Source organism: Enterococcus sp. HMSC078F03 (assembly GCF_001811595.1).
Taxonomy (GTDB): Bacteria; Bacillota; Bacilli; order Lactobacillales; family Enterococcaceae; genus Enterococcus; species Enterococcus faecalis.
In genome coordinates this window covers 28,715-52,043 of sequence record NZ_KV805588.1, presented here as the reverse complement: position 1 = coordinate 52,043, position 23,329 = coordinate 28,715, and the positions used below count along the sequence as shown (strand labels likewise).

At 37.0% G+C, this 23,329-nt stretch carries 23 protein-coding genes; 12 read left to right on the top strand and 11 right to left on the bottom strand.

What is annotated here, in order from left to right; genetic code table 11:
- Positions 1–3: 3 nt before the first annotated feature.
- Positions 4–969, top strand: a complete 966-nt coding sequence (locus tag HMPREF2810_RS11285; protein WP_002382203.1) for a LacI family DNA-binding transcriptional regulator — start codon at positions 4–6, stop codon at positions 967–969.
- A 32-nt stretch (positions 970–1,001) separates the two neighbouring features.
- Here the strand turns inward: HMPREF2810_RS11285 and HMPREF2810_RS11280 are convergent, their stop codons facing one another.
- Complete coding sequence (locus tag HMPREF2810_RS11280) at positions 1,002–1,532, bottom strand: DUF5067 domain-containing protein (RefSeq protein ID WP_002384665.1); 531 nt, start codon at positions 1,530–1,532, stop codon at positions 1,002–1,004.
- 270 nt (positions 1,533–1,802) lie between these two features.
- Complete coding sequence (locus HMPREF2810_RS11275) at positions 1,803–2,516, bottom strand: GntR family transcriptional regulator (protein ID WP_002366529.1); 714 nt, start codon at positions 2,514–2,516, stop codon at positions 1,803–1,805.
- 242 nt (positions 2,517–2,758) lie between these two features.
- On the opposite strand from HMPREF2810_RS11275, the gene HMPREF2810_RS11270 reads away from it, so the two are divergent.
- The 3 genes from HMPREF2810_RS11270 to HMPREF2810_RS11260 all read left to right on the top strand — a co-directional run bounded on the left by HMPREF2810_RS11270 (position 2,759) and on the right by HMPREF2810_RS11260 (position 6,198).
- Entirely contained in the window at positions 2,759–4,192 is a 1,434-nt protein-coding gene (locus tag HMPREF2810_RS11270) for a glycoside hydrolase family 1 protein (protein WP_002382205.1), read from the top strand.
- A gap of 24 nt (positions 4,193–4,216) precedes the next feature.
- On the top strand, positions 4,217–5,266 hold the full coding sequence (locus HMPREF2810_RS11265; RefSeq protein WP_002382206.1) for an oxidoreductase: 1,050 nt from the start codon (positions 4,217–4,219) through the stop codon (positions 5,264–5,266).
- A 473-nt stretch (positions 5,267–5,739) separates the two neighbouring features.
- Positions 5,740–6,198 carry a DUF441 domain-containing protein gene (locus tag HMPREF2810_RS11260; RefSeq protein WP_002357887.1) on the top strand — a complete coding sequence of 153 codons (459 nt, stop codon included), beginning with the start codon at positions 5,740–5,742 and terminating at the stop codon, positions 6,196–6,198.
- Positions 6,199–6,236: 38 nt separating this feature from the next.
- Here HMPREF2810_RS11260 and HMPREF2810_RS11255 read toward each other — a convergent pair whose 3' ends face one another.
- The 3 genes from HMPREF2810_RS11255 to efbA all read right to left on the bottom strand — a co-directional run bounded on the left by HMPREF2810_RS11255 (position 6,237) and on the right by efbA (position 8,783).
- On the bottom strand, positions 6,237–6,578 hold the full coding sequence (locus HMPREF2810_RS11255; protein WP_002391631.1) for an iron-sulfur cluster biosynthesis family protein: 342 nt from the start codon (positions 6,576–6,578) through the stop codon (positions 6,237–6,239).
- 73 nt (positions 6,579–6,651) lie between these two features.
- A complete protein-coding gene (locus HMPREF2810_RS11250; protein ID WP_002382208.1) occupies positions 6,652–6,915 on the bottom strand; it encodes a hypothetical protein in 264 nt (87 codons plus the stop codon).
- Between the two features lie 155 nt (positions 6,916–7,070).
- Positions 7,071–8,783 carry a fibronectin-binding protein EfbA gene (gene efbA, locus HMPREF2810_RS11245; protein WP_002416118.1) on the bottom strand — a complete coding sequence of 571 codons (1,713 nt, stop codon included), beginning with the start codon at positions 8,781–8,783 and terminating at the stop codon, positions 7,071–7,073.
- A gap of 219 nt (positions 8,784–9,002) precedes the next feature.
- Between efbA and HMPREF2810_RS11240 the strand changes: the two genes are divergently transcribed.
- The 4 genes from HMPREF2810_RS11240 to HMPREF2810_RS11215 all read left to right on the top strand — a co-directional run bounded on the left by HMPREF2810_RS11240 (position 9,003) and on the right by HMPREF2810_RS11215 (position 13,407).
- A complete protein-coding gene (locus HMPREF2810_RS11240; protein WP_002382211.1) occupies positions 9,003–9,662 on the top strand; it encodes a hypothetical protein in 660 nt (219 codons plus the stop codon).
- Positions 9,663–10,741: 1,079 nt separating this feature from the next.
- Positions 10,742–11,731 (top strand): tryptophan ABC transporter substrate-binding protein, encoded by a 990-nt coding sequence (gene trpX, locus HMPREF2810_RS11225; protein ID WP_010715117.1) that lies wholly within the window; start codon positions 10,742–10,744, stop codon positions 11,729–11,731.
- 24 nt (positions 11,732–11,755) lie between these two features.
- The gene (locus tag HMPREF2810_RS11220; RefSeq protein ID WP_002357879.1) at positions 11,756–12,643 is read left to right on the top strand and encodes an ABC transporter permease; all 888 of its coding nucleotides are present in this window, start codon (positions 11,756–11,758) and stop codon (positions 12,641–12,643) included.
- Positions 12,640–13,407, top strand: a complete 768-nt coding sequence (locus HMPREF2810_RS11215; RefSeq protein ID WP_002357878.1) for an ABC transporter ATP-binding protein — start codon at positions 12,640–12,642, stop codon at positions 13,405–13,407. The genes HMPREF2810_RS11220 and HMPREF2810_RS11215 overlap by 4 nt, the downstream gene beginning before the upstream one ends.
- A 32-nt stretch (positions 13,408–13,439) precedes the next feature.
- Here HMPREF2810_RS11215 and HMPREF2810_RS11210 read toward each other — a convergent pair whose 3' ends face one another.
- Together HMPREF2810_RS11210 and HMPREF2810_RS11205 are read right to left on the bottom strand one after the other, a co-directional pair.
- A complete protein-coding gene (locus tag HMPREF2810_RS11210) occupies positions 13,440–13,901 on the bottom strand; it encodes a threonine/serine exporter family protein (RefSeq protein WP_002382215.1) in 462 nt (153 codons plus the stop codon).
- A gap of 11 nt (positions 13,902–13,912) precedes the next feature.
- On the bottom strand, positions 13,913–14,689 hold the full coding sequence (locus HMPREF2810_RS11205; protein ID WP_002382216.1) for a threonine/serine exporter family protein: 777 nt from the start codon (positions 14,687–14,689) through the stop codon (positions 13,913–13,915).
- Positions 14,690–14,920: 231 nt separating this feature from the next.
- Between HMPREF2810_RS11205 and HMPREF2810_RS11200 the strand changes: the two genes are divergently transcribed.
- On the top strand, positions 14,921–15,127 hold the full coding sequence (locus HMPREF2810_RS11200; protein ID WP_002357875.1) for a hypothetical protein: 207 nt from the start codon (positions 14,921–14,923) through the stop codon (positions 15,125–15,127).
- A gap of 17 nt (positions 15,128–15,144) precedes the next feature.
- Here HMPREF2810_RS11200 and HMPREF2810_RS11195 read toward each other — a convergent pair whose 3' ends face one another.
- Positions 15,145–15,924 (bottom strand): Cof-type HAD-IIB family hydrolase, encoded by a 780-nt coding sequence (locus HMPREF2810_RS11195; RefSeq protein WP_002382217.1) that lies wholly within the window; start codon positions 15,922–15,924, stop codon positions 15,145–15,147.
- 214 nt (positions 15,925–16,138) lie between these two features.
- Here HMPREF2810_RS11195 and HMPREF2810_RS11190 point away from each other — a divergent pair, with 214 nt between their 5' ends.
- Entirely contained in the window at positions 16,139–16,858 is a 720-nt protein-coding gene (locus HMPREF2810_RS11190; protein ID WP_002381953.1) for a response regulator transcription factor, read from the top strand.
- A complete protein-coding gene (locus tag HMPREF2810_RS11185; protein WP_002382219.1) occupies positions 16,858–18,327 on the top strand; it encodes a sensor histidine kinase in 1,470 nt (489 codons plus the stop codon). Before HMPREF2810_RS11190 ends, HMPREF2810_RS11185 begins: the two co-directional genes overlap by 1 nt.
- 38 nt (positions 18,328–18,365) lie before the next feature.
- On the opposite strand, the gene HMPREF2810_RS11180 is transcribed toward HMPREF2810_RS11185, so the two are convergent.
- The 3 genes from HMPREF2810_RS11180 to HMPREF2810_RS11170 all read right to left on the bottom strand — a co-directional run bounded on the left by HMPREF2810_RS11180 (position 18,366) and on the right by HMPREF2810_RS11170 (position 21,847).
- Positions 18,366–18,917 carry a hypothetical protein gene (locus tag HMPREF2810_RS11180; RefSeq protein WP_002382220.1) on the bottom strand — a complete coding sequence of 184 codons (552 nt, stop codon included), beginning with the start codon at positions 18,915–18,917 and terminating at the stop codon, positions 18,366–18,368.
- 14 nt (positions 18,918–18,931) lie between these two features.
- Positions 18,932–19,633 (bottom strand): hypothetical protein, encoded by a 702-nt coding sequence (locus HMPREF2810_RS11175; protein ID WP_070635609.1) that lies wholly within the window; start codon positions 19,631–19,633, stop codon positions 18,932–18,934.
- Between the two features lie 105 nt (positions 19,634–19,738).
- Positions 19,739–21,847 carry an LTA synthase family protein gene (locus tag HMPREF2810_RS11170; protein WP_002357869.1) on the bottom strand — a complete coding sequence of 703 codons (2,109 nt, stop codon included), beginning with the start codon at positions 21,845–21,847 and terminating at the stop codon, positions 19,739–19,741.
- Between the two features lie 257 nt (positions 21,848–22,104).
- Between HMPREF2810_RS11170 and HMPREF2810_RS11165 the strand changes: the two genes are divergently transcribed.
- Positions 22,105–23,277, top strand: coding sequence for a class I SAM-dependent rRNA methyltransferase (locus HMPREF2810_RS11165; protein ID WP_002382223.1), 1,173 nt, complete (start codon positions 22,105–22,107; stop codon positions 23,275–23,277).
- Positions 23,278–23,329: the final 52 nt, after the last annotated feature.

Here is a 23,329-nt window from a genome sequence, read left to right as displayed (position 1 = left end):
TCCATGGTAGGAATTAAAGATATTGCAAAAAAAGCAGGCGTATCAATCTCGACCGTTTCTTACGCATTGAATGGTAGTTCAAAGGTAACTGAAGAAACACGAACGCGCATCCAAGCAATTGCTGAAGAGCTAAACTATGTTCCTAACATGGCCGCTCGCACATTAAAACGTCGTCAAACTAATATTATTGGTGTCTATTTGGCCGATTATGGCGGTAGTTTTTATGGTGAATTGTTGGAGGGAATTAAGAAAGGCTTAGCACTGTTTGATTATGAGATGATTGTCTGCAGCGGTAAAAAGTCACATCTTTTCATTCCTGAAAAAATGGTGGATGGGGCAATTATTTTAGATTGGACATTTCCAACAAAAGAAATTGAAAAGTTTGCTGAACGTGGCCATTCGATCGTTGTCCTTGATCGAACCACTGAGCATAGGAATATTCGGCAAGTTCTCTTGGATAATCGTGGCGGTGCCACGCAGGCAATTGAGCAATTTGTCAATGTGGGTTCAAAAAAGGTTCTTCTGCTTTCTGGACCAGAAAAAGGTTATGATAGCCAAGAAAGATTGGCTGTTAGTACACGAGAATTAACTCGTTTTGGGATACCTTATGAAATTATCCAAGGCGATTTTACCGAACCTTCTGGCTATGCGGCTGCTAAAAAAATTTTGAGTCAACCACAGACAGAACCAGTCGATGTTTTTGCTTTTAATGATGAAATGGCGATCGGTGTCTATAAATATGTTGCAGAAACAAATTACCAAATGGGGAAAGATATTCGGATGATTGGTTTTGATAATTCTGAACTAGGTGCGTTTGTGCAACCGCGATTAGCAACAATTGCCTATTCTAAACATCGATGGGGCATGGTGGCTGCAGAGAAAATTATTCATTTAATGCGGGGAGAAGCTGCTGAGAGCGAACACATTTACACACGTTTTATAGAAGGAGAATCTTTTCCATCTGAATAATAAATAAAAAGTTTGGTCCAATGCTAGCTAAGCTAGCGGACCAAACTTTTTTCTGTAATGGTAATTTCTTCTGATGCAATGGGTTCATCCAGACTGAGAAGGCGATCTCTAAATTTAAAATGGACCGGCTTGTTCTCATTAATAAATTCATACGGGTAAGCGCCTTGGATTGTTTCACCAGGATTGATTTCATCTGCTAAACGATCTAATTTGTCTTGGAAAGGTGAATCTGTTAAGACTGCATATTGTAAATTTTGGGCTTTTCCGTGGACAGTTTGACTAACTTCCATAAAACTTTGAATCATTAGCTGAATATTTTGTGTTTTTTCGGTTGTATTGGTTAATTCAAACAGGACATAAAACATTGGTTTGCCTTGATAATCTTTTCCTTTATGCAAGGCAGTTAAGGCTAAACGCCCATCTGGAACCAACAATGTTCGATTTTCATACGTCCCAATACTTGTCGCCAACACTTCATCAGGTGCGGGCGCACTTTGACTTGCTGGGCTGCCACTTACAGTTGAACAAGCACTTAATAAGGTACTTAGAACGAGTAAGCTCATTAAAATGTAGGGTTTCCTCATATAAAGTCCTCGCTTTGGTTGATTGACTATGTAAAAAATAAATTGCTTGTATCTGTATTAAAAAGAGTGCTACAAGCAATATTTTAATCGTACTTCTAGTAAATAGCAATACTTTTATCAAAATTCATGTTTGGAAATATAATTTGAAAAATATTTTTAACTAGCAGAAAAACATTTCTAACAAAAAGTATTGGCTCAAAGTAAAGAGATCGTTTTGTTAGAAATGAGAAATGGCAACATAAAAGTTTCCTATTTTTCTGCAATTAAGACAGTTTCAAAAGTGAATTCACTAGGAATATGATTCGCAATTGAGTATTCAAAAATATGCCCGTTGCCTAGGTAAGCAATTTGTTCTGCACGCATCAGGAAATCATTATCGGTTAAGTTTAAATATTTTTTTTCCAACGCAGAAGGACGAATCCCAGAAATGCTGACCCGCGCACTTTGAATTTTTTGATGCAATTGTTCCGAAATATATTGATAAATGGAGACTTTCAATTCTTTCATTGTCAAGTTCGGAATTAGGGCAACGGGCATCCAAGTATATTCAATAATTGAGGGCACATCTTCGATAATCCGTAAACGAATAATTTTGTAGACTAACTCTTCTTCTGTAATACTTAATTTTTCAGTCACCCAAGGCTCAGGTACTTCTGTTGCAAAGCCTAAAACCACGGATTCAACTTTTCCATCGTAGGTTGAGTAAGTGCCGGTTAACGGAGAAAATTTAGTAATGGTTCGATTTTGAAAGTCTTGAACAAAGCTGCCCGAGCCACGTCGTCTGACAACATAACCTTCTTGCACAAGCAAATGTAAGGCTTTTGTAATGGTTAGTTCGCTGACCTGATATTTTTCTGCAAGAAGACGACCTTGGGGTAACTTTTGATTAATGGGATAAACACCTGCTTCAATATCCTGTTTTATAGCTGCATAAATTTCTTTATAACGTGTATTTGTCCGCATCAGAGTCCTCCTTTATCACCAGTATTTCTTTCATTATACCATGAATTTAACATGTTAAAACTATATATTTATTTTTAACGTAACCACTTAATAATCAAGTACTTAAATAAAAGTAGTTGACTTATTCTTTTTAAAACTATATAGTTTTAAAAGTAAACAGAAGAACTTATTGATCTAATTGGTACTTTTTGTGAAAACCTTTTACAATAAAAAGGCAGCACAGAAAAGAGGGAGGAATGACAATGGAACATCATCAACTAAAAGCATTTCCGCAAGATTTTTTATGGGGCTCTGCTTCGGCAGCTTATCAAGTAGAAGGTGCTTGGAATGAAGACGGCAAAGGCGCATCTGTTTGGGATGAATTTGTTCGGCTACCAGGAAAAACGTTCAAAGAGACAACTGGCGATTTAGCCGTCGATCATTATCATCGTTTCAAAGAAGATGTGGCTTTAATGAAACAACAAGGTTTAAAAGCATATCGTTTCTCGATTGCATGGACACGAATTTTACCTGAAGGGCGTGGTCAAATAAATCAAGCAGGACTGAAATTTTATTCAGATTTAATTGATGAGTTATTAGCGGCAGGAATTGAACCAATGGTAACTTTATATCATTGGGATTTGCCAGCTGTTTTGCAAAAAGAATATGGTGGCTGGGAATCAAGAAAAATTATTGCTGATTTTGTGGCCTATGCGAAAATTTTATTTGACGCTTTCCGTGGCAAAGTTCGCTATTGGATTAGTTTAAACGAACAAAATGTGTTTACTTCGTTAGGTTATCAATTAGCCGTGCATCCTCCCGGCGTAACAGACAATAAACGGATGTATGAGGCCAATCATATTGCTAATTTAGCCAATGCAGCAGTGATTAATGCGTTTCATGAATTAGAAATGCCTGGCAAAATTGGCCCTAGCTTTGCTTATACGCCTGTTTATGCCGTTGATGCGCATCCTGCCAATGTTTTAGCGGCAGAAAATGCAGAAGATTTGTTGTCGCATTTTTGGTTAGATGTCTATCTTTGGGGAGAATACCCAATTGCCGCATTAAATTACTTACAGGAGCAAGGTGTGGCCCCAACGATAAAAGAGGGCGATTTAGCGTTACTACGTTCAGCCAAACCTGATTTTCTAGGTATAAATTATTATCGGACGGATACGGTTGCTGCTAATCCATTAGATGGTGTTGGAATAGGGAAGATGAATACAACGGGTGAAAAGGGTTCTGAAACGGAATCTGGGGTACCGGGTTTATTTAAAAAAGTAAATAATCCATATGTTGAACGAACGAATTGGGATTGGGCCATTGACCCGCAAGGTTTGAGAATTGCCTTACGACGATTAGCTAGTCGCTATCAAGTGCCTATTTTAATTACTGAAAATGGGTTAGGCGAATATGATACCTTAACAGAAGATAAACAAATTCACGATACGTATCGCATTGATTATTTGCGAAGCCATATCCAAGCGATTCAAGAGGCGATTACGGATGGCGTTTCAGTTATTGGTTATTGTACATGGAGTTACACCGATTTACTGTCGTGGCTTAACGGCTATCAAAAGCGTTATGGTTTTGTCTATGTGGATCAAGATGAAACACAAAAAGGTTCCTTAGAAAGAATCCCGAAGGACAGTTATTATTGGTATCAAAAAGTCATTGAAACAAATGGACTTATCTAATTATAAGAAAAGAGTGTGGAAAATATGACAGTAAAAATGGGGTTTATTGGATTTGGTAAAAGTGCCAACCGTTACCATTTACCTTACGTAATGATTCGAGAAACACTAGAAGTGAAAACGATTTTCGATTTACATGTTAATGAAAAAGCAGCAGCGCCCTTTAAAGAAAAAGGCGTAAATTTTACCACTGACCTTAATGAATTATTGACGGATCCAGAAATTGAATTGATCACAATCTGTACGCCTGCGCATACACATTATGATTTAGCCAAACAAGCCATTTTAGCTGGTAAATCAGTGATTGTGGAAAAACCATTTTGTGATACGTTAGAACATGCAGAGGAATTATTTGCTTTAGGGCAAGAAAAAGGGGTAGTAGTGATGCCTTATCAAAATCGACGTTTCGACGGCGATTACCTAGCGATGAAGCAAGTAGTAGAGCAAGGCTTTTTAGGAGAAATCAATGAAGTGGAAACACATATTGATTATTATCGACCAGGAAGTATCACGGAACAAGGACCTAAAGAAAATGGTTCGTTTTACGGACTAGGCATTCATTTAATGGATCGCATGATTGCTCTTTTCGGGCGTCCAGATCAAGTCACTTATGATATTCGTAATAATGAAGTGAGTGAGGCAGTCGATAATTATTTTGACGTTGATTTACATTATGGTTCAAAATTAAAAGTAAAAGTTAAAACGAATCATTCTGTCGCTAGTCCGTATCCACGTTTTATTGTTCATGGTAGCAATGGCTCGTTCATCAAATATGGCGAAGATCAACAAGAAAATGATTTAAAAGCCGGAATCATGCCGGATGCACCAGGCTTTGGAGAAGATTCACCAATGTATTATGGAGAAGTGACCTACCGTAATGGCAATGGCGACTGGATTAAAAAACAAATTAAAACGCCTGTAGGTGATTACGGTCGTTATTATGATGCCGTCTATGAAACGTTGAGAAATGGTGCACCGCAACTAGTAACTAAAGAGCAAGCATTAACTAACATCGAAATTTTAGAAGCAGGTTTCCTTAACCCAAGTCCAAGTGTTTATCGTTTGAAAGAAAACTAAAACGTATTTAAATGACTTGAAAAGTGCCTGCCCTACAGTCCAGACAACTGTGGGGCAGGCGCTTTTATTTATAAAGAGTTGTGAATTTTAATATAAGAAACGTATGTTGTTAGTGAAAATAAAAAAAGGAAAGACATCTTAGTAGCACTACTTCCCCAAGAATTGCTACTAAAATGTCTTTTGTGATGCTCGCTCAATTGAAGAGCCTTAAATAGGATATCGAATATCCAGTATAAATGCAAGTAAACTACTTTATAGTTAATATTAGTATACTTCATAAAATAATTTTTCAAAGAGAAAAAGGCTTGTTATGAGAAAAAATTAATTTTTAACTCGTTTTTTCTAAGCAAGATTCGGGTGAAAAAGACAATAATTACTGAAGCTGAATGGTAATTAAAGAGGTTCTTTGCTAAAATAGGAAAGACAAGAAAGTTTGGTTAACGAAAGAACCAAATCAGAAAGGAGGACAACCAGTGGAAAGTTGGCTTTTTTTACTACTGATTGCCTTGATTGCGTTTGTTGCAAAAAATCAAAGTTTATTAATTGCGTCAGTTGTTGTGCTTGCTTTAAAGGCTTTACCAAATAGTGCGAAAATCATGTCGTGGTTGTCAGATAAAGGCATTAATTTAGGCGTCACAATTATTTCAATTACCATTTTAGTCCCGATTGCTACAGGACAAATTGGCTTAAAGGATTTAATCCAATCATTCAAAACACCGATGGGATGGCTGGGGATACTTTGTGGAATTCTGGTGGCTGTTTTATCCTCAAAAGGAGTAGGTTTAATTAATCAATCGCCTGAGATTACGGTGGCCTTAGTTTTTGGAACGATTCTTGGCGTCGTTTTTTTAAAAGGAATTGCAGCTGGTCCGATTATTGCATCGGGCATGATGTACGTAATCATTACTACCTTTCAAGCCTTTCAACACTAAAAAAGCAAACAAAACGCGTAAACGTTTTGTTTGCTTTTTTAGTGTTGATAAATGTCCACATTACTATCTAATATGCCACTTTCATTTTTTAAAGTAATGGTTCCCGCATTCGGATGAATCACTAGCTGTAAATGCCCTGTTAAAAACATTTGGTCATACGTCGAAGTATAGACGTGAAAAGAATCATTAGCAATTGTTTCGGTATAAGGCGCTTCTGCTTGATCAACAGGAACGATAATGAAACGATCGCCAATCATACAACAACCTTCTGCGGAAGAATAAGGATTAGAGCCGTCATTTGCTACCAACAAGAAGGTGTTCGTTTCAGTTAAGAAAGGGGCTAAACGTTGTTTTACTTCTTCAGAAATAGTCAGAGACATTTGCCTCACTCCTTTAAATAGTATGTAAAAGGAAGAGGGTAGCTTGTCGCTATGCCGCTCTTCAAAGGTTTTGTTATTTGCTTGTTTCTTTACTGCTTTTTTTGAAAAGAGCAACAGAAAAGGCGACAACTAAGACAACTGTTGCAGCTAAAACAAATGGATTTTTTGTTGCTGATGTGAACCCTAGGACTGTTGAACCAATCGCACCTACGTAAGATAAAATAATCGCTGCTTTCTTTGGTGTTGAAAGTTCTGTAAAGCTATCGCGGAAGGCGACACCTAAACCTAAAGCGCCAATAAAGGCAAACATCCCAAAAATAATGTGTAAAAAGACCATGAATTTCACCTCCAACAGTCAGTATAGAGAGAAATAGCTAGTTTGTAAACTAATTGAGCTTACTTGTGTTATTTATCACTTGATAAATGTTTTTGCCAATGCAAAAAAACAACGTACGATCAATCGGCAGTACGTTGTTTTTTAGTTTAATATAATTAGGAAGTAGAATCCTTATTTTGCTGGATTTTTTTGATCGATTCTTCTGTTGGCGTCACATATAACGTTCGTTGGTTTTCATAAATCACATAACCTGGTTTTGCTCCATTGGGTTTATGCACATGTTTTACTTGGACATAGTCAACAGGCACTTGTGAAGAAAGTCGATATTTTGAAAAATAAGCTGCTAGAAGTGCGGCTTCAGTAAGGGTTTCTTCGCTAGGATGTGCGTCACGAATAATTACATGAGATCCAGGAATATCTTTGGCATGGAGCCAATAATCAGTTTTTTTAGCGGTTCGTAAAGTTAATTGATCATTTTGCAAATTGTTTTTTCCAACGAGAATAGGTGTGCCATCTGTGGCATAAAAAAGATCGGGTTGGCTTTTTTTCGGCTGTTTTTGTTTTTTATTTTTTTTACGTTTTAAATAGCCTTGCTCAATCAGTTCTTCACGAATCACTTCAATGTCCATTGGTGTCGCAATTTCAAGTTGTGCCACAACTGACTCTAAATAAGAAATTTCTTGTTGCGTTTGCTGAATTTGTGTCTTAACAACTCGGACAGCATTTTTCAATTTTTGATATTTTTGAAAATATTTTTGTGCATTTTGATTAGGTGAAAGTGCAGGATTTAGTGAGATACGCAACGGTGCATTTTCTTCATAATAATTTGGTAATTCCACCTCGGTGGCTCCTTTTGGGACTTGTGCCATGAAGGTTGTTAATAGTTCTCCGTCGCGACGGTAATTTTCAGCGTTTTCTGTATCGGCTAAGGTTTGCTGTAATTTTTTAAGTTTCTTTTGATTTCTTTTTAGTTCATTTTCAATTTTGCGAATTAGTTCGCCGCCTTGTTGTTTGACACGGTCTTTCTCTGCTTTACCAGAATAAAAGGCATCTAGTAATTCACTGAGTGTCGGATACGTTGTTTGTTCACCAGCTAATGATTGATAAGGAATGGGCGTAAAATATTCCTTTTTTTCAGTGACGGTTAATGTCGGTACAACAGCTTCAGTGACTGAGGACCAAAATTCCGTCCAGATGGCCATTTTTTCATTTGGTTGTGCAAGTAAACGGGCACTTAATTCGTCTGCTGTATCTTTGCCTAGACCTTGGAAATGCTGTTGTAAATAGCGTCCGTTTAATTCAGGAGCTGTAGAAAGAAGCGCAAAGACTTCTTCTTTTGAAGCCGTGAGCGGATTAAGTCCCATTGGTTTTGGCGGTTCAATATAAGTTGCTCCAGGAAGCAACGAACGATAACTATTTTGGCTCATTCCAATGTGTTTTATCGCATCTAAGATTTTTCCAGAAGATTGGTTAACTAAAACGATTGTACTGTGACGTCCCATTAATTCAACAATCAAAACAATATTTTGTAAGTCACCTAGTTCATCTCTTTTTGAAAAGGTGAAGTGAATCACGCGATCATTTTCTATTTGTTGAATCGTTTCTAAAATGGCACCGTCCAGAAATTTTCGTAACATCATCACAAAATTAGGAGGTGTTTCTGGATTGCTATAGGTAATTGTAGATAGTTGTATGCGCGCATAACTAGGATGTGCTGATAATAATAATTTATGGTTTTTACCTTTCGCACGAATGACTAAAACGACTTCGTTTTCATAAGGTTGATGGATTTTTGAAATCCGGCCACTTACGAGTGTTTCTGTCAACTCATGAACCATGCTATGAGTAAATACGCCATCAAATGACATAATAAATCCCTCGTTTCTTTCCGACTAATAGCTTTATTATAGCGGAGTTTTTGAATTTAAGAAAGAAGCTTGTTAAAAAGGAGTTGGGTTTTCCATAGAAAGCTGGGGAAGTTTGTTGATTTTTTTAGTAATTAAAGCGCAAGGGTAGGCAAGAAAGAAAATGATTAGTATAATAGATAAGAACTAAAAGCGAGGAGCGATTAGAAGTTGAATAATTTTATGGAAGAACTAAAAGAGGCATTTTATGAATTAAGACAAAGAAAACTGTTAATGATTACCGCTATTGTAGCATTAGTATTAATAATTGGCTCAATCATTTTTATTCCAACGATGCAGAAAAATATTCGAGCTGCTCAAGTTGAATCGTTAGTCGCAGGACCCATCAAATCAGAGAAAGTCAGTGTCTTAGATTACAAAACAGCAGACAAGAAAATCCAAGAAACAGGAGCCATGTCAGTCATGTTTGCTAAACCATCTGGCAAGCAATACGATCAAATGGTGAAGCTGTTTAATTCAGATAAAATGAATGAATTTCATCGTTCGCTGTATATCTATCCGTTAATTTATAATGCTGGCAAAGCACAAGAGCAATACAATGTTAGCGGCGATGAGATTACGCTTGTTTTCTTTGAAAATGGCAAAGAAAAGACACGGACGGTTGTCGAAAAATCTATGGATTTAAAAACACAATTAATACCAGAATTAAATCGATTACCGATGGCTGGCGTTTTGAAAGACCAACAAAAGGCAGCCCAAGAAGCTGAAAAAGAAGCAGCAAAGAACGCTGAAACACAGACGACGACCAGCACGACTGGCGTTGCTCAATCTACTAAAACGACGACAGAAAGCACTGATACAGTACCAGAAACTGGTGAATAATAGCTAGCTATGTTAAACTTAGATTGTAGAAAGTTTTAAGGAATTAGAAAGAGGGGATTTTCGATGGCATTAGTAATTTCAATGACGATTTTAGTAAGTTTATGGCTGATTCAATCGCAAAAACAAGCAGTTAAAGTTCCCGTGAAAATTGAAAGAAACCGAAACAATTAAGTGGTAAATATGCTGAAATAAAGAAAAACGAGCCTCTCATAAGAGTGGCTCGTTTTTTAGAAGTAAAAGAAATGCAAGAAAATAAAAACTTTTTCTTGACGAACAAAATCAATATAGTGTAGACTACCTTTAACAACATAACTAGGAGGGGAAATACATGACACAATTATCTAACGTAAAAGAAATGCACCAATCATGGCAAAACTGGCGTAGATAGTTGTATGTATGATTCTTTCATAGATACAACTTTAGAAGACTTATTCTAAAAAGTGTATCTATGCTGGTTATATTCAAGAAGAAAAAACGACCACATAGAGGACCCATCTATGTGGTTTTTGTTTTGCATAAAAACAACGACCACTCCTAAACACTTAGGATAAGTCGTTGTTTTTTTGCTACGAATCACTACGATTGGCACGAAGTGACAGAGTAGATGCAGGCTGCGTATACTCGCCGCAGTTTGGCCTTTAAGAGTGATGAGTAGCACAAGGTGAACGAAGAGAACGTTGTCCCATTCGTAGAAAAGTGCTCCTGCGATTCTCACCAAAGTTGCGATCCTCGTCGCAGTTAAATCCTGACAAGCACTACGATTGGCACGAAGTGACAGAGTAGATGCAGGCTGCGTATACTCGCCGCAGTTTGGCCTTCAAGAGTGATGAGTAGTACAAGGTGAGGGAAGAGAACGTTGTCACAATCGTAAAAAAAGTGCTCCTGCGATTCTCACCAAAGTTGCAATCCTCGTCGCAGCTAAATCCTGACATTTGTAAAAAAGTGTTCCTTAGATTTTGACTAAGCAGAGGATTACGAATCTCAGTTTCACTTTCAACGGAAGAAATGCCCTATAGATAATGGTTTTATTATTAAAAAGAAAAAGTTGCCAAACAAAAGGGCAGTTAGGAGAATGCAAAATGAAAAATAAACGTTTAACGTTTGTCGTGTCTTTATTAGCTATTTATTTAATTGGTGCTTTTTTTGTGAATCAAAAAGTGACGAATTCAAAGAAAGAAACCGTTACTGTAGGGGTTTTGCAGTTTGTCAGTCACCCCGCATTGGACGAAATTTATAAAGGTGTCGAAGAAGGGTTAAAGGAAAATGGCTATGACAAAGGCAAAAACTTAGAAATTATTTTTCAAAATGGTCAAGCCGACCAGAGTAAGTTAGCAATCATGAGTCAACAATTAGTACAAAAAAAGGCAGACGTTTTAATTGGTATCGCCACGCCAGCTGCGCAAGCGTTAGCCAACACTACCCAAGAAATCCCAATCATTTTAGGCGCCATTACGGACCCTGTTAGTGCTGGATTGGTGAAAGACAATCAAAAGCCAGGCGGTAACATCACGGGTGTTAGTGATCAATCACCTTTGTCAGCCCAGATGGATTTACTAAAAGAATTGGTACCAGCTGCCAAAAAAATAGGTATTCTCTATGCTTCCTCAGAAGAAAACTCTCGATACCAAGTAGCTGAAGCGCAGAAAGCAGCTGAAGACAAAGGATTGACAGTGAAAACATATGCTGTGCCATCAAGTAATGAAATTGCACAAACGGTTCAAGTAATGACTAAGGAAACAGATGTGATTTATATACCAACTGATAATACGATTGCTAACGCCATGCAAACGGTAGTTGGAGAAGCAAATCGAACCAAGACGCCGATTATTCCTTCGGTGGATACAATGGTAGAACAAGGCGGTTTAGCAACTGTTGGGATTAATCAACATGCGTTGGGGGTACAAGCCGGCAAAATGGCAGCAGAGGTTCTGTCTGGGAAAAGTCAACCAGCAACTACACCCATTTATACCTTTAATACAGGAGACACAATTATCAATGAAAAACAAGCTCAAAAGTTAGGAATTACGATTCCCGCAGAGCTAGCAAAAAAATCGAAATTGATTAACTAATTATCAAAGAAAGTAGGAGAAGCGATGATTGTTTCAGCAATTGGACAAGGAATGTTATGGGCCTTGTTAGGACTAGGTATTTTTATGACTTATCGTATTTTAAATTTTCCAGATATGACCACAGAAGGTTCATTTCCGTTAGGGGGGGCGGTTTGTGTAACTGCCATTACAACAGGGGTTTCACCATTTGTAGCGACTCTTTTAGGGGTCGGAGCAGGAATGCTTGCCGGTTTAGTGACTGGTTTACTATTTACAAAAGGAAAAATTCCAATTATTTTAGCAGGAATTTTAGTGATGTCTGGTTTAAATTCCGTGATTTTATTTGTGATGAAGTCGCCAAATAAGTCTTTATTAAACCAACCGAAGATTCAAGATGTTTTTCAAAAAATGGCCTTACCAGATTATTATGATACTATTTTTTTAGGGATTAGTGTTTTGGCTGTGGTAATGATTTTACTGTTATTTTTCTTTAATACTAGTTTAGGACAAGCCTATATTGCGACAGGTGACAATGAAGAAATGGCTCGCTCGATTGGCATTCAAACGGATCGCATGAAAATTTTAGGATTGGTTTTATCGAATGGCTTGATTGGCTTATCTGGCGCTTTGATTGCCCAAAATGATGGATATGCGGATGTAAGTAAAGGAACCGGCGTCATTGTGATTGGCTTGGCTTCACTCATTATTGGTGAAGTACTGTTTGGAGAATTAACGTTTGGTGAACGGTTGATGGCGATTGTTGTAGGGAGTATTATTTATCAACTATTGATTTTATTAGTGATTAAATTAGGCTTTGATACGACGTATTTGAAAATCTTCTCAGCAGTGATTTTAGCAATCTGTTTAATGATCCCACAATTGAAAAAAGCATTACGACTACACGGCTTTTCTGATAAGGGGGAAACGAAATGAAACCAGTTGTTGAATTAAAAAATGCGACAAAAATCATTGATAATGGGATGAATGAAAAAAAAGTGATTTTGGATCATGTGAACTTAGCCATTTATCCTGGGGACTTCATTACTGTTTTAGGTGGAAATGGCGCAGGCAAGAGTACGCTATTCAATAGTTTAGCAGGAACTTTGACACTAACAGAAGGACAATTTTTAATTGAAGGAGTCAATCGCACCAATCTTTCTGAAGTCAAACGGGCCAAATCTCTAGCGCGTGTTTTTCAAGATCCTAAAATGGGGACAGCACCAAGAATGACTGTGGCAGAAAATTTATTGCTTGCCATGAAACGCGGACAAAAACGTCCCTTAACATTACGGAAGATAAATGAGCAACGCGCCTTGTTTACAAAAATCTGTCAAGAAGTTGGCAATGGCTTGGAAAATCATCTGGATACACCGACAGGTAACCTTTCTGGCGGTCAGCGCCAAGCCTTAAGTTTATTAATGGCCACTATCACAAAACCAGAATTATTACTTTTAGATGAGCATACTGCTGCCTTAGATCCCAAAACATCCAAGCAGTTGATGCACTTAACGGAACAACGGATTGAAGAAGGGAACTTAACTTGTTTGATGATTACCCATCGAATGGAAGATGCTTTACGATATGGCAATCGTTTAATTGTTTTACAAAAAGGTAAAATTGTTCAAGATTTAAACGCTGCTGAAAAAGCACAATTAACGCTACAAGATTTGTTGCTGTTCTTTGAAGAAGTAGAATAAAAAAACAAGCTCGTTTTCTGAGCTTGTTTTTTTTATTTTTTGACCAATCGGAAGAGTCGCTTGGGGAAAAAACGTTTGACAATTCGTTCCAGTAACGATGTCACCATAAAGCCCGCTGCGATAGCTGCAGCAGTAAAGACAACTTTTAAAATCAACTGCAACCCGTCATCAATATTTCCTAATAAAATGCTCCGAACCGCTTGATAGGCAGGGCCTCCTGGCACTAAAGGAACCAAACTCGGAATATAAAAAATAATCATCGGCATTTTTTTGTAACGGGAAAAAAAGATACTAGCGATTCCTAACCCGACCGTTCCTAAAAAGTTTGCAAAGGTTTGACTAGTATCAAAAGTTTGCGTTAAGACATAATAAATCATCCAGCCTGTCATGCCAGTAATGCCACAAGCCACCAGTGCTTTACGAGGAATGTTCGTAATAATACCAAACGTCACAGTCGCTAAAAAACTAAAGAGAAGATGAAAAATTAGTTCCATTTGAACACTCCTTACATAAATAATTTAAAAATCAAGGCAATTCCCAGGCCAACAGACCCAGCAATAAAAATAGCTTCTGTCCCTCGCGCCGTCCCGCTGATGAGGTGGCCGGCTAAAATGTCGCGAAAAGAGTTCGTAATCGCCACACCTGGAACTAATGGCATCACCGCACCAATAATAATATTATCGATGTTGACCGCTAAGTGAAAATGCACAGCCAAATAGGCCAACAAACCAATGACAAAAGCGGCTGCGAATGAATCGAGGTAAGGAACTTGGAATAACTTTTGGGTAAAAAGATAACTGGTATACCCAATCACGCCAACAAAAAAAGTTGCAATAAAATCTTGCCAAGTGCCACCAAAAATGTACATCAACGTACAACTAACAATCCCGGCTGCTAACAAGCGTAACGAAATTGAAAAAGTGGGGGTATCTGTTTCTAATAGAGTTAAGCGCTGATAAAGCTCTGGCAAAGTAATCTCCTTTTGCGCAAATTCTCTTGATAATTGATTGACAAGGCTAACTTTTTCCAAATTAATCGAGCGCTGGGGGATGTTTTCTAATTGCGTATAATTACTGGAACGAAAGCCCACGAAAATCCCTGTAGCCGTCGTGTAACAAACGCTCTCTGGCTCGCCAGCATTTGCTGCAATCCGAGTAATTGTATCTTCGGTTCTATATACTTCAGATCCGCTTTCCAGCATAATTTTTCCAGCTAAAATGCATGTATCAATAATTAATTGTTTTCTTTTTTCGCTATTAACCAAAGGAATGGCTCCTTTCATTTCGAGTTCACTTTTAGTGTATCATTTTTTTTAAGAACTGTACGCAATTTAAAACAGAGATAGAAAAAAAGTGTGATTTTTTACAAAAATGAAACGAATCTTAAGAATAAATGAAAACAAATAAGGAATTAGTAAAAATTATGGGTTAGTTGTAAGAATCTAGGATCTTTCCTTGCATTTTAGTAGGAAACATCCTATCCTAAACATAGAAAAACAAAGGGGTCAATAAAAATGGACAACCAATGGTTACTCTACGGAATTAGCAGTGTCGTATTAATTATTTTAATCAGAAGAACAATCCTATCAGGAAACATCGTATTAAGTTGTTTGTTGGGAGCGATTTTGCTGATTCAAGTAGTGGGAGTAGCTCTCTGTGCACAGCAGAAAAAGAAAAATGAACATACAAAAGAACTACCTTCTTCTAAAGTACATCAATAGAAGAAGGTAGTTTTCTCTTATAGTAAATCAAATTTTTTCAAGCCATTAACAATGCCATTTTCAGTATTTTTAGTTGAAATAAAGGTGGCTTTTTCTTTTAATTCTTCACGCGCATTACCCATGGCAATTCCATAATCACAGGCCTCAAACAGCGCCAAATCATTGATGCCATCACCAAAGGCATAAGTGGGAATGCCGTTTAATCCCAAGGTGTTAAAAAGATTTTTGACACCAGAGCCTTTAGAGACCCCTTTACGAACAATATCTATTGAAAAAGGACCATTGCGATAAAAGGTCAATTCAGGAAACCGCTCATAGTAATATTCATCATCATCGCCATGTTGACTTAAGACCAACATCATGTTGACGGCATCATTCTCATAACCTGTGGGATCAATTTCTGGAACAGCTGAATGAATATAGTCATAGGCTTGTTTCACTGTGCCAGTATGCCCTGTACAAAAAATACGGCGCTCATTGTAAAAAGCCAATTCATGACCACGCTGTTTGACATGTTCATGCAGTGAAACACATTCCTCTGTTGTAAATTCATCTGAATAAATCGTTTTTCCTTCATAATGAATAAATTGCCCGTTCATTACAATCGCAGAATCAATGCCACTGGCTTTCATAATTGGCTGAATCTCACACAAGGTCCGTCCTGTCGCAATTAAAGGTAAAATTTGATTGTCTTTCAAGGCCGCCACTGCTGCGGTAATCTCAGGAGTAATTTGCGAGGTTCCATCTAACAAAGTTCCATCTAAATCAAAAAAAGCAATAGCTTTCATTTTATCCATACCCTAACATCCTCTCTACGCTTGTTATTTTAACAAACTTTTCTGAAAAGACAATGGGTTCCCTTCGTTTTCTTTAAAAGAGCAGGAAAAAAAGTGATTTTTGATGGTTCTGTAAAGGATTTTTGAAGAAATATAGAATCGGTTGGTACAAATTCAATTTTAGAGTATACTACAATAGAGCAGTTTTATGAAAAGTGAATAAGGAGTGAATGAAATGAATATATTAATGATTGAAGACAATGAATCCGTCTCAGAAATGATGCAAATGTTTTTCTTAAATGAAGGGTGGGAAGCTACCTTTAAAGATGATGGCAAAGAAGGATTGGCGACTTTTCTTGCTTCGCCAGAAAAATGGGACATGATTACGTTAGACTTAAACTTACCTAGTATGGATGGGATGGCTGTTTGTCGTGAAATTCGCAAAGTTTCAGCCAATGTTCCCATTATTATGTTGACTGCTCGTGATTCTGAAAGTGACCAAGTAATTGGCCTTGAAATGGGTGCGGATGATTATGTGACAAAACCATTTAGTCCATTAACTTTGATTGCACGGATGAAAGCTCTACATCGTCGTGCCGAGGTGGCAGAGGCTGCGCATGATACGTCTGAGAATACAGATGAAACGTTTGATGTGATTACGGATCATTTTAAAATGAATACGAAAACACGAGAAACATATTTAGATAATCAATTAATTGAAGGCTTAACACCTAAAGAATTTGATTTGCTATACACTTTAGCAAAAAAACCACGCCAAGTCTTTTCACGCGAACAACTACTAGAATTGGTTTGGGACTATCAATACTTTGGCGATGAACGGACAGTTGATGCCCATATCAAAAAATTACGACAAAAAATTGAAAAAGTGGGTCCTCAAGTCATCCAAACGGTTTGGGGCGTAGGGTATAAATTCGACGATTCAGGTGTTGCTTAATGAAGTATTTGTATCAACAATTACTTGCTTTTATAGGTGTGATTGCTCTGATTATTCTCATTGTCGGAACGTCTTTCACACAATTGACCAAGCGCACAATGCAAGAAAATAACTATGAACAGCTATATGGTTATGCAGAATCGGCTTTAGAAACACGTGACTTTTTTATTAATGTCGCAGGCGTTTCAGATCGAGATGTTTTATCCTATTCATTTCAGTTGACTGAGCGCGTACTCCAGAAGCAAGATGTGCAATTTGTGTTTATTAACAAGGACCGCGAAGTGCAGTACCCACCAGTTGATAGCACAAAAAAATTAGACTTTTCCTTAATCGATAAAAATTGGGATCAAATCATGAAAGGCAATCGTGTTTATGCAACAGAAAACATTGATATTTATGGGGCCCGAAATACTTCGTCCTATGTAATGTTACCGGTGTATGCATCAAATCAGTCTTCTGATAAAAAAGTGATTATTGGTTCACTCGTTATTACACAACCTGCCAAAAACGTTGACCGAAGTGTTCAGTCCGTGACACAAAACTTGATTAAAGGCTTTATTTTTTCTGGTGTGATTGCCTTGTTACTAAGCTATCTATTTGCGACTTTCCAAGTGAAACGAATTAATCGGATGCGTAAAGCCACCAAAGAAATTACTAGTGGAAATTTTGATATTCAATTACCGGTTCATGACAAAGATGAATTTGATGACCTAGCAGAAGATTTTAATAAAATGGCCGCGTCTTTAAAAGAATCACAAGAAGAAATCAATCGGCAAGAAGAGCGCCGTCGTCAATTTATGGCGGATGCTTCTCATGAAATGCGGACGCCTTTAACAACTATTAATGGCTTGTTAGAGGGATTGCAGTATAATGCTATTCCTGAAAATCAAAAAGAGAATGCGATTAAACTGATGCAAAATGAGACCGCTCGCTTGATTCGCTTAGTCAATGAAAATCTTGATTATGAAAAAATTCGGACCAACCAGATTCAAATTGTTGTGAAGAAGTTCAACGGAAAAGAAGCTTTAGAAAATATTGTGACTCAACTAACGGCCAAAGCTGAAGCCGCTGGTAATCAATTGTATTTAGACACCACCGAACCAATTGATGTGTATGCTGATTATGATCGTTTCGTGCAAGTTGTTGTCAATATTGTTCAAAATGCGATCCAATTTACTGAAAATGGCGAAATTCATCTTGCTTTAGAAAAAGGCTATTTAGAAACTATTGTCCGTATTTCTGATACAGGAATCGGCATGACGGAAGAGCAAATTCTGAATATCTGGGATCGTTATTACAAAGTAGATCCATCCCGTAAAAATACGAAATATGGAGAATCAGGATTAGGCTTACCAATCGTTCAACAATTGGTCCGTTTGCATAAAGGAAAAATCAATGTTGAAAGTGAACTTGGTAAAGGCACCACGTTTATTATTTCATTTCCTGATGTTGAAATCACTGAAAACTAAAGAAAACGTCTGGTCACAATCAGTGTCAGACGTTTTCTTTAGTTTAATAACGCATGTAGAGACAGGGGGTGCACATAGGGACTATCAATAATTTGTGGATCTTTTGTCAGAAATAGCAAGCGCTTGTTTCTTTTTTGAACTGCTATTTTTAATTGAGGTAAAATTTCTTGACGTTGTCCAATCGTTAATGAAGAAAAGATGTCATCAATCACTAACGTACTTGTTTTTGAAAGCAAAAGTTGTATTATGCGCATTTTAATTTTTTCAAAAGTCGTAAAAGAAGTAAAGGAACGACCAAGTAAGGCTGGTTCTAATTGGAACACCTGGAAAGCTTCGGTTAGAACTACTTTTCGATCCCGTTCTTTGATTGTACTAGCAATAAATAAATTTTCTTCTAATGGCAAGTAGGGCAGAAAGGTTTCACTAGAAGAAAGCCTAGTAATGGTTAATTGGTTTGTTTGGAAAAAATCGGCCAATGCGAGTTCTTGTTCTGGAGCAGAATAAATGATTCCATAAACTTCTCGCAAAGCTAACGCGTCGAATGAGGATTTTTTTTCGGTTGTTTTTTTGAATGATGGTGTGACATTCATAGAAAATCCCTCCCTTATTTCTGATGTGTACGTAAATAAATCAACGTGAAAGGAGTCCCGCAAACAAGAGGAATACCAAGCAAGATTAAGCAGTTAACAAAGCAGTTACGAATTGTATAAAGTGACTGCATACTTTTAAAATCAAAAGAAAACGCTTGGATCGTTTGAATCCCTAAATGCTGGATATTTGTAATTGTGACATCCTGGTCGGTACTTTTAGCTAAAAATGCTGGAGTTTCCAAATGAGACCACTGTAAAATAGCATCACGGGCAGCCCAAAGAACAGTATTATACGTTTCTTGAAACATTAAAGTGAAAAGTAAAAAACTGAAAATTCCTAATAGAGCCGGTAAACACAACTCTAGTAAGAGCTGTTTGGTGACATACATATTTGAAAAGTGCATGTGATACCATGTATGTATTTCTTCCTTTTTTATGCGTAATGTCACATACATCAACAGAAGAAAAGTAACACCAAAGAAAATGACACTACCTAGATAGAGGTACCAATAGTATTGAATCAGTTGGTAATGGTAACTAGTTTGTTTTTCAATATCGACAAAGTCTGGCATCGTTCGTAAAAACTCTTTTTCAAAATCAATTAAGTTAAACAGCCCAGTCAATAAGAAAGAGAACAGGAAGAAGAAGAGTGCGGTGATTAACGTGATTTTTTTATGATAAAAACTACTAGCTGTAGCGTAACGGACACTTCTCATCAACTTTCACCTCTCTAAACTATCTTTAGTATAGTGAAATAATATGAATTAATTATGAAAAAGTAGCAAAAAAGCTTGAGCAAATTGCTCAAGCTTTTTGAAGATTTATTTACCCGTTTTTTGATAGCCTTGATAACTGTCAGTGTGATATTCATCAACGGTTGATTTATTATTGTTTTTACTGTAAACACTCGTTGATTTTTCACCTTTTTCTTTTTCAATTGCTTCCAGTTGTTGCAATTGGTTCTTGTAATCATAGTCTTCTGGGTTAACTGGTTTTAAGCCGCTATTGGTATAGAAACGAAGCAAGTCACCGTTAGTAATTTGGTCAGACGTTTCTAATTGTTTCGTCGCTTTGGCTTTTAAATCAGCGACTTCTTTCTTAACTTCTTCGGTTGGCTCTGTAATTAAAGTGCCTGTTTTAGTATCGTAAATGCTAGAACCTAAAATAGTATATTTAGGTGTTACAACATTACCGTTGCGGAAAGCAACGATTTGATTGTGTTGTTTAGAGAATAAATCTTGGCCTAACTGAATGTAGTTTTTCGTATCGACACCAAGCAAGTGTAGAAGGGTTGGTAAGGCATCAACTTGGCCGCCATACGTATGGTTCACACCGCCATTTTCTTGACCAGGAACGTGAATCATATAAGGAACACGTTGCATATTGGCGTTGTCAAAATCGTTCCAATCTGCTTTGGTTTTACCTACTAACTCTGCTAAGTTTTGGTTTCTTGAATTAGAAACCCCATAGTGATCGCCATAAAGAACAATGACTGAGTTTTCATAGAGACCTGAAGATTTCAAGTAGTTAAAGAATTCTTCGACCGCTTTATCTAAATAATTCGCTGTTGCAAAGTAACCATTAATTGTTTCGTCAGAGGTTTTTGCAATTGGGAATCCTGCTTCATCGTTTGTAAATTGAGAATAAGGATAATGATTGGATACAGCAATAAATTTAGAATAGAACGGTTGTTGTAAATGCTCTAAATATTGAACGGATTGATTAAAGAATGGTTTATCGTGTAACCCATATTGGAATGAGTTATCTGAATTAACATCATAATAACTAGCATCAAAGAAATAGTCATAGCCTAAACGTTTATAGGTTTCATTTCGATTCCAGAAGTTACCGGCATTTCCGTGGAAAGCAGCGCTAGTGTAACCTTGGGTTTGTTTTAAAATATCGGGTGCTGCTTCAAACGTATTTTTCCCACCAACTTGTGTAAAGAGTGAACCTTGGTCTAAACCAAATAGTGAATTTTCAAGTAACGTTTCGGCATCACTTGTTTTTCCTTGACCAACTTGGTGGAAGAAGTTATCAAAGCTAAAGGTACTTTTACTATTGTAAAGACTATTGATAAATGGTGTGACTTCGTGTTCTACGCCATTTTCATCTTTTAATTTGTAATTAACTAAAAATTGTTGGAAACTTTCTAAATGGATATAAATTACATTTTTGCCTTTTGCAATACCAAACTTACTATCATCGGGTGCCGCATATTGTTGTTTCACGTAATCTTCAACTTGTTTCATATCGTTAGCACTAGCTTCGGCACGGACTTGGTTTGTTTGGTAAGTTGTAATGCCATCGTATACGGTAAAGGCATTTAAGCCTAAGAATTTCACGATATAGTCACGAGAGAATTGACGTCCTAATAATTGGGGACGTTCTGTTTCAGCCATAAATAGATTGAATAAGAAAAAGACAACAGAAAGGAGTGTGACAGAGACTGCTACACGTGCGCGGACTGGACGCGCATCTGTTTTAATTTTTTTCGTTAATAATAATACGCCAATAATAATGAAGTCTAAGAAATAAATGACGTCATAAGGTCTAAAGAGACGTAAGGCACTTTCGCCAAGACCGCTAGCTACTTTGCCAGCACCAAGCATCGTATTAACTGTGATGAAGTCAGTAAATTCTCGATAATACACGACATTTGAGAAGAGCAGTAAACTCATCAAGAAGTAAATAATCATCATTGTAATATAAGAAGCTTTTTTACGGCGAACATACAAAGCGATGGCTAATAAAAAGACCGTTGTGGCAATTGGATTAATTAAGAGTATGAAGTACTCGTTAATATTTTCCAAACGTAAATGGAAATCAACGGCGTACGCAAAGAGGTTTTTTAGCCACAGTAAGATGGCGATTAGTGAGAATAACCCCAGTCGCGTGTTCAAAATATTTGTTTTAAATAATTTTTTCAAAATAAACGTCCTTTCTAAACGATGATTCTATAAAAGTAAAATTAGGTAAATTTCGTATTTTACAATATCGCTTTAATTTTACTCTTTCACAAATTTTATGTCAATTCTGACCGAAGTGAGGAATGGTGATGTTAAAGAAAACTTACTATTTCCTTAAACTTTTTAGTTCGTTAAATGACGTGAAGCTTGAATCCTTTAAAGACAGATGGGCCTTTTTTTGCTATACTAGATAGGACTTTGAAAAGTAGGTGTACAGAATGAAACTTCAAGTAACTAAAAAAGCAGAACATAAATTTAAAAAAGGATATCCTTTAATTCAGAAAGAAGATTTGCAACAAGTGCCAGCACCGTTGCCAACAGATTGGCTTACTTTGATTGATAGTAAAGGCCAGCATTTAGCCGAAGGATATTTAGGCGAACAAAATAAAGGAATTGGTTGGTTGCTGTCATGGCATGGACCAATTAATCAATCTTTTTTTCAACAACTTTTTGAAATAAGTCGTGAGAAGCGGACATCTTTTAAAAAGGATTCGCTGACAACCGCTTATAGATTATTTAATGGAGAAGGAGATGGCATTGGGGGTCTAATCATCGATCGCTATGCAGATTACGCCGTTTTTTCATGGTATAATGAAACCCTTTATCAGAAAAAAGCCGAACTTTTGACGGCGTTTCGCACAGTTTACCCTGACATTATTGGTGCCTACGAAAAGATTCGTTTTTCCACAAAAAATTTACCCGAATCACAGTTTTTGTATGGCGAACAAGCACCCGAGCCATTACTTGTCACTGAAAATGGCGTTCAATTTGCTACCTATTTAAACGAAGGATTAATGACAGGCATCTTTTTAGATCAAAAAGAAGTTCGTGGTCGATTAGTAGATGGTTTTGCAGTAGGTAAAACAGTCTTAAATATGTTTAGTTATACAGGTGCTTTTTCAGTAGCTGCCGCTATGGGAGGTGCCGTAGCCACCACTAGTGTGGATTTAGCTAAACGAAGCTTACCGAAAACGACTGAGCAATTTGAAGTCAATCATTTAAATCTTGCCGCGCAAAAGATTATTGTCATGGATGTTTTTGACTACTTTAAATATGCTTCACGTAAAGGTTTGAGTTATGACATGATCATTTTGGATCCGCCAAGTTTTGCTCGCAACAAAAAGAAAGTTTTTTCCGTTGCTAAAAATTATGGGGAGCTAGTGAAAGATTCTATTGATATTTTAACGGATAAGGGAACGCTTATTGCCTCAACCAATGCGGCAAATTTATCCTTGGCCAAATATCAAAAAATGGTGATTACTGCCTTGCAAGAGAAAAATGTCCGTTACAAGATTACGGACACGTATCAATTACCGGCAGACTTTCAAGTGAATCCTAATTTTCCAGAAGGTAATTACTTAAAAGTCCTGTTTATCGAAATTGAAAAATAATTTTTTACACCAAGCAAAAGTCCCAGCGCCGCTAATCGGCATTGGGACTTTT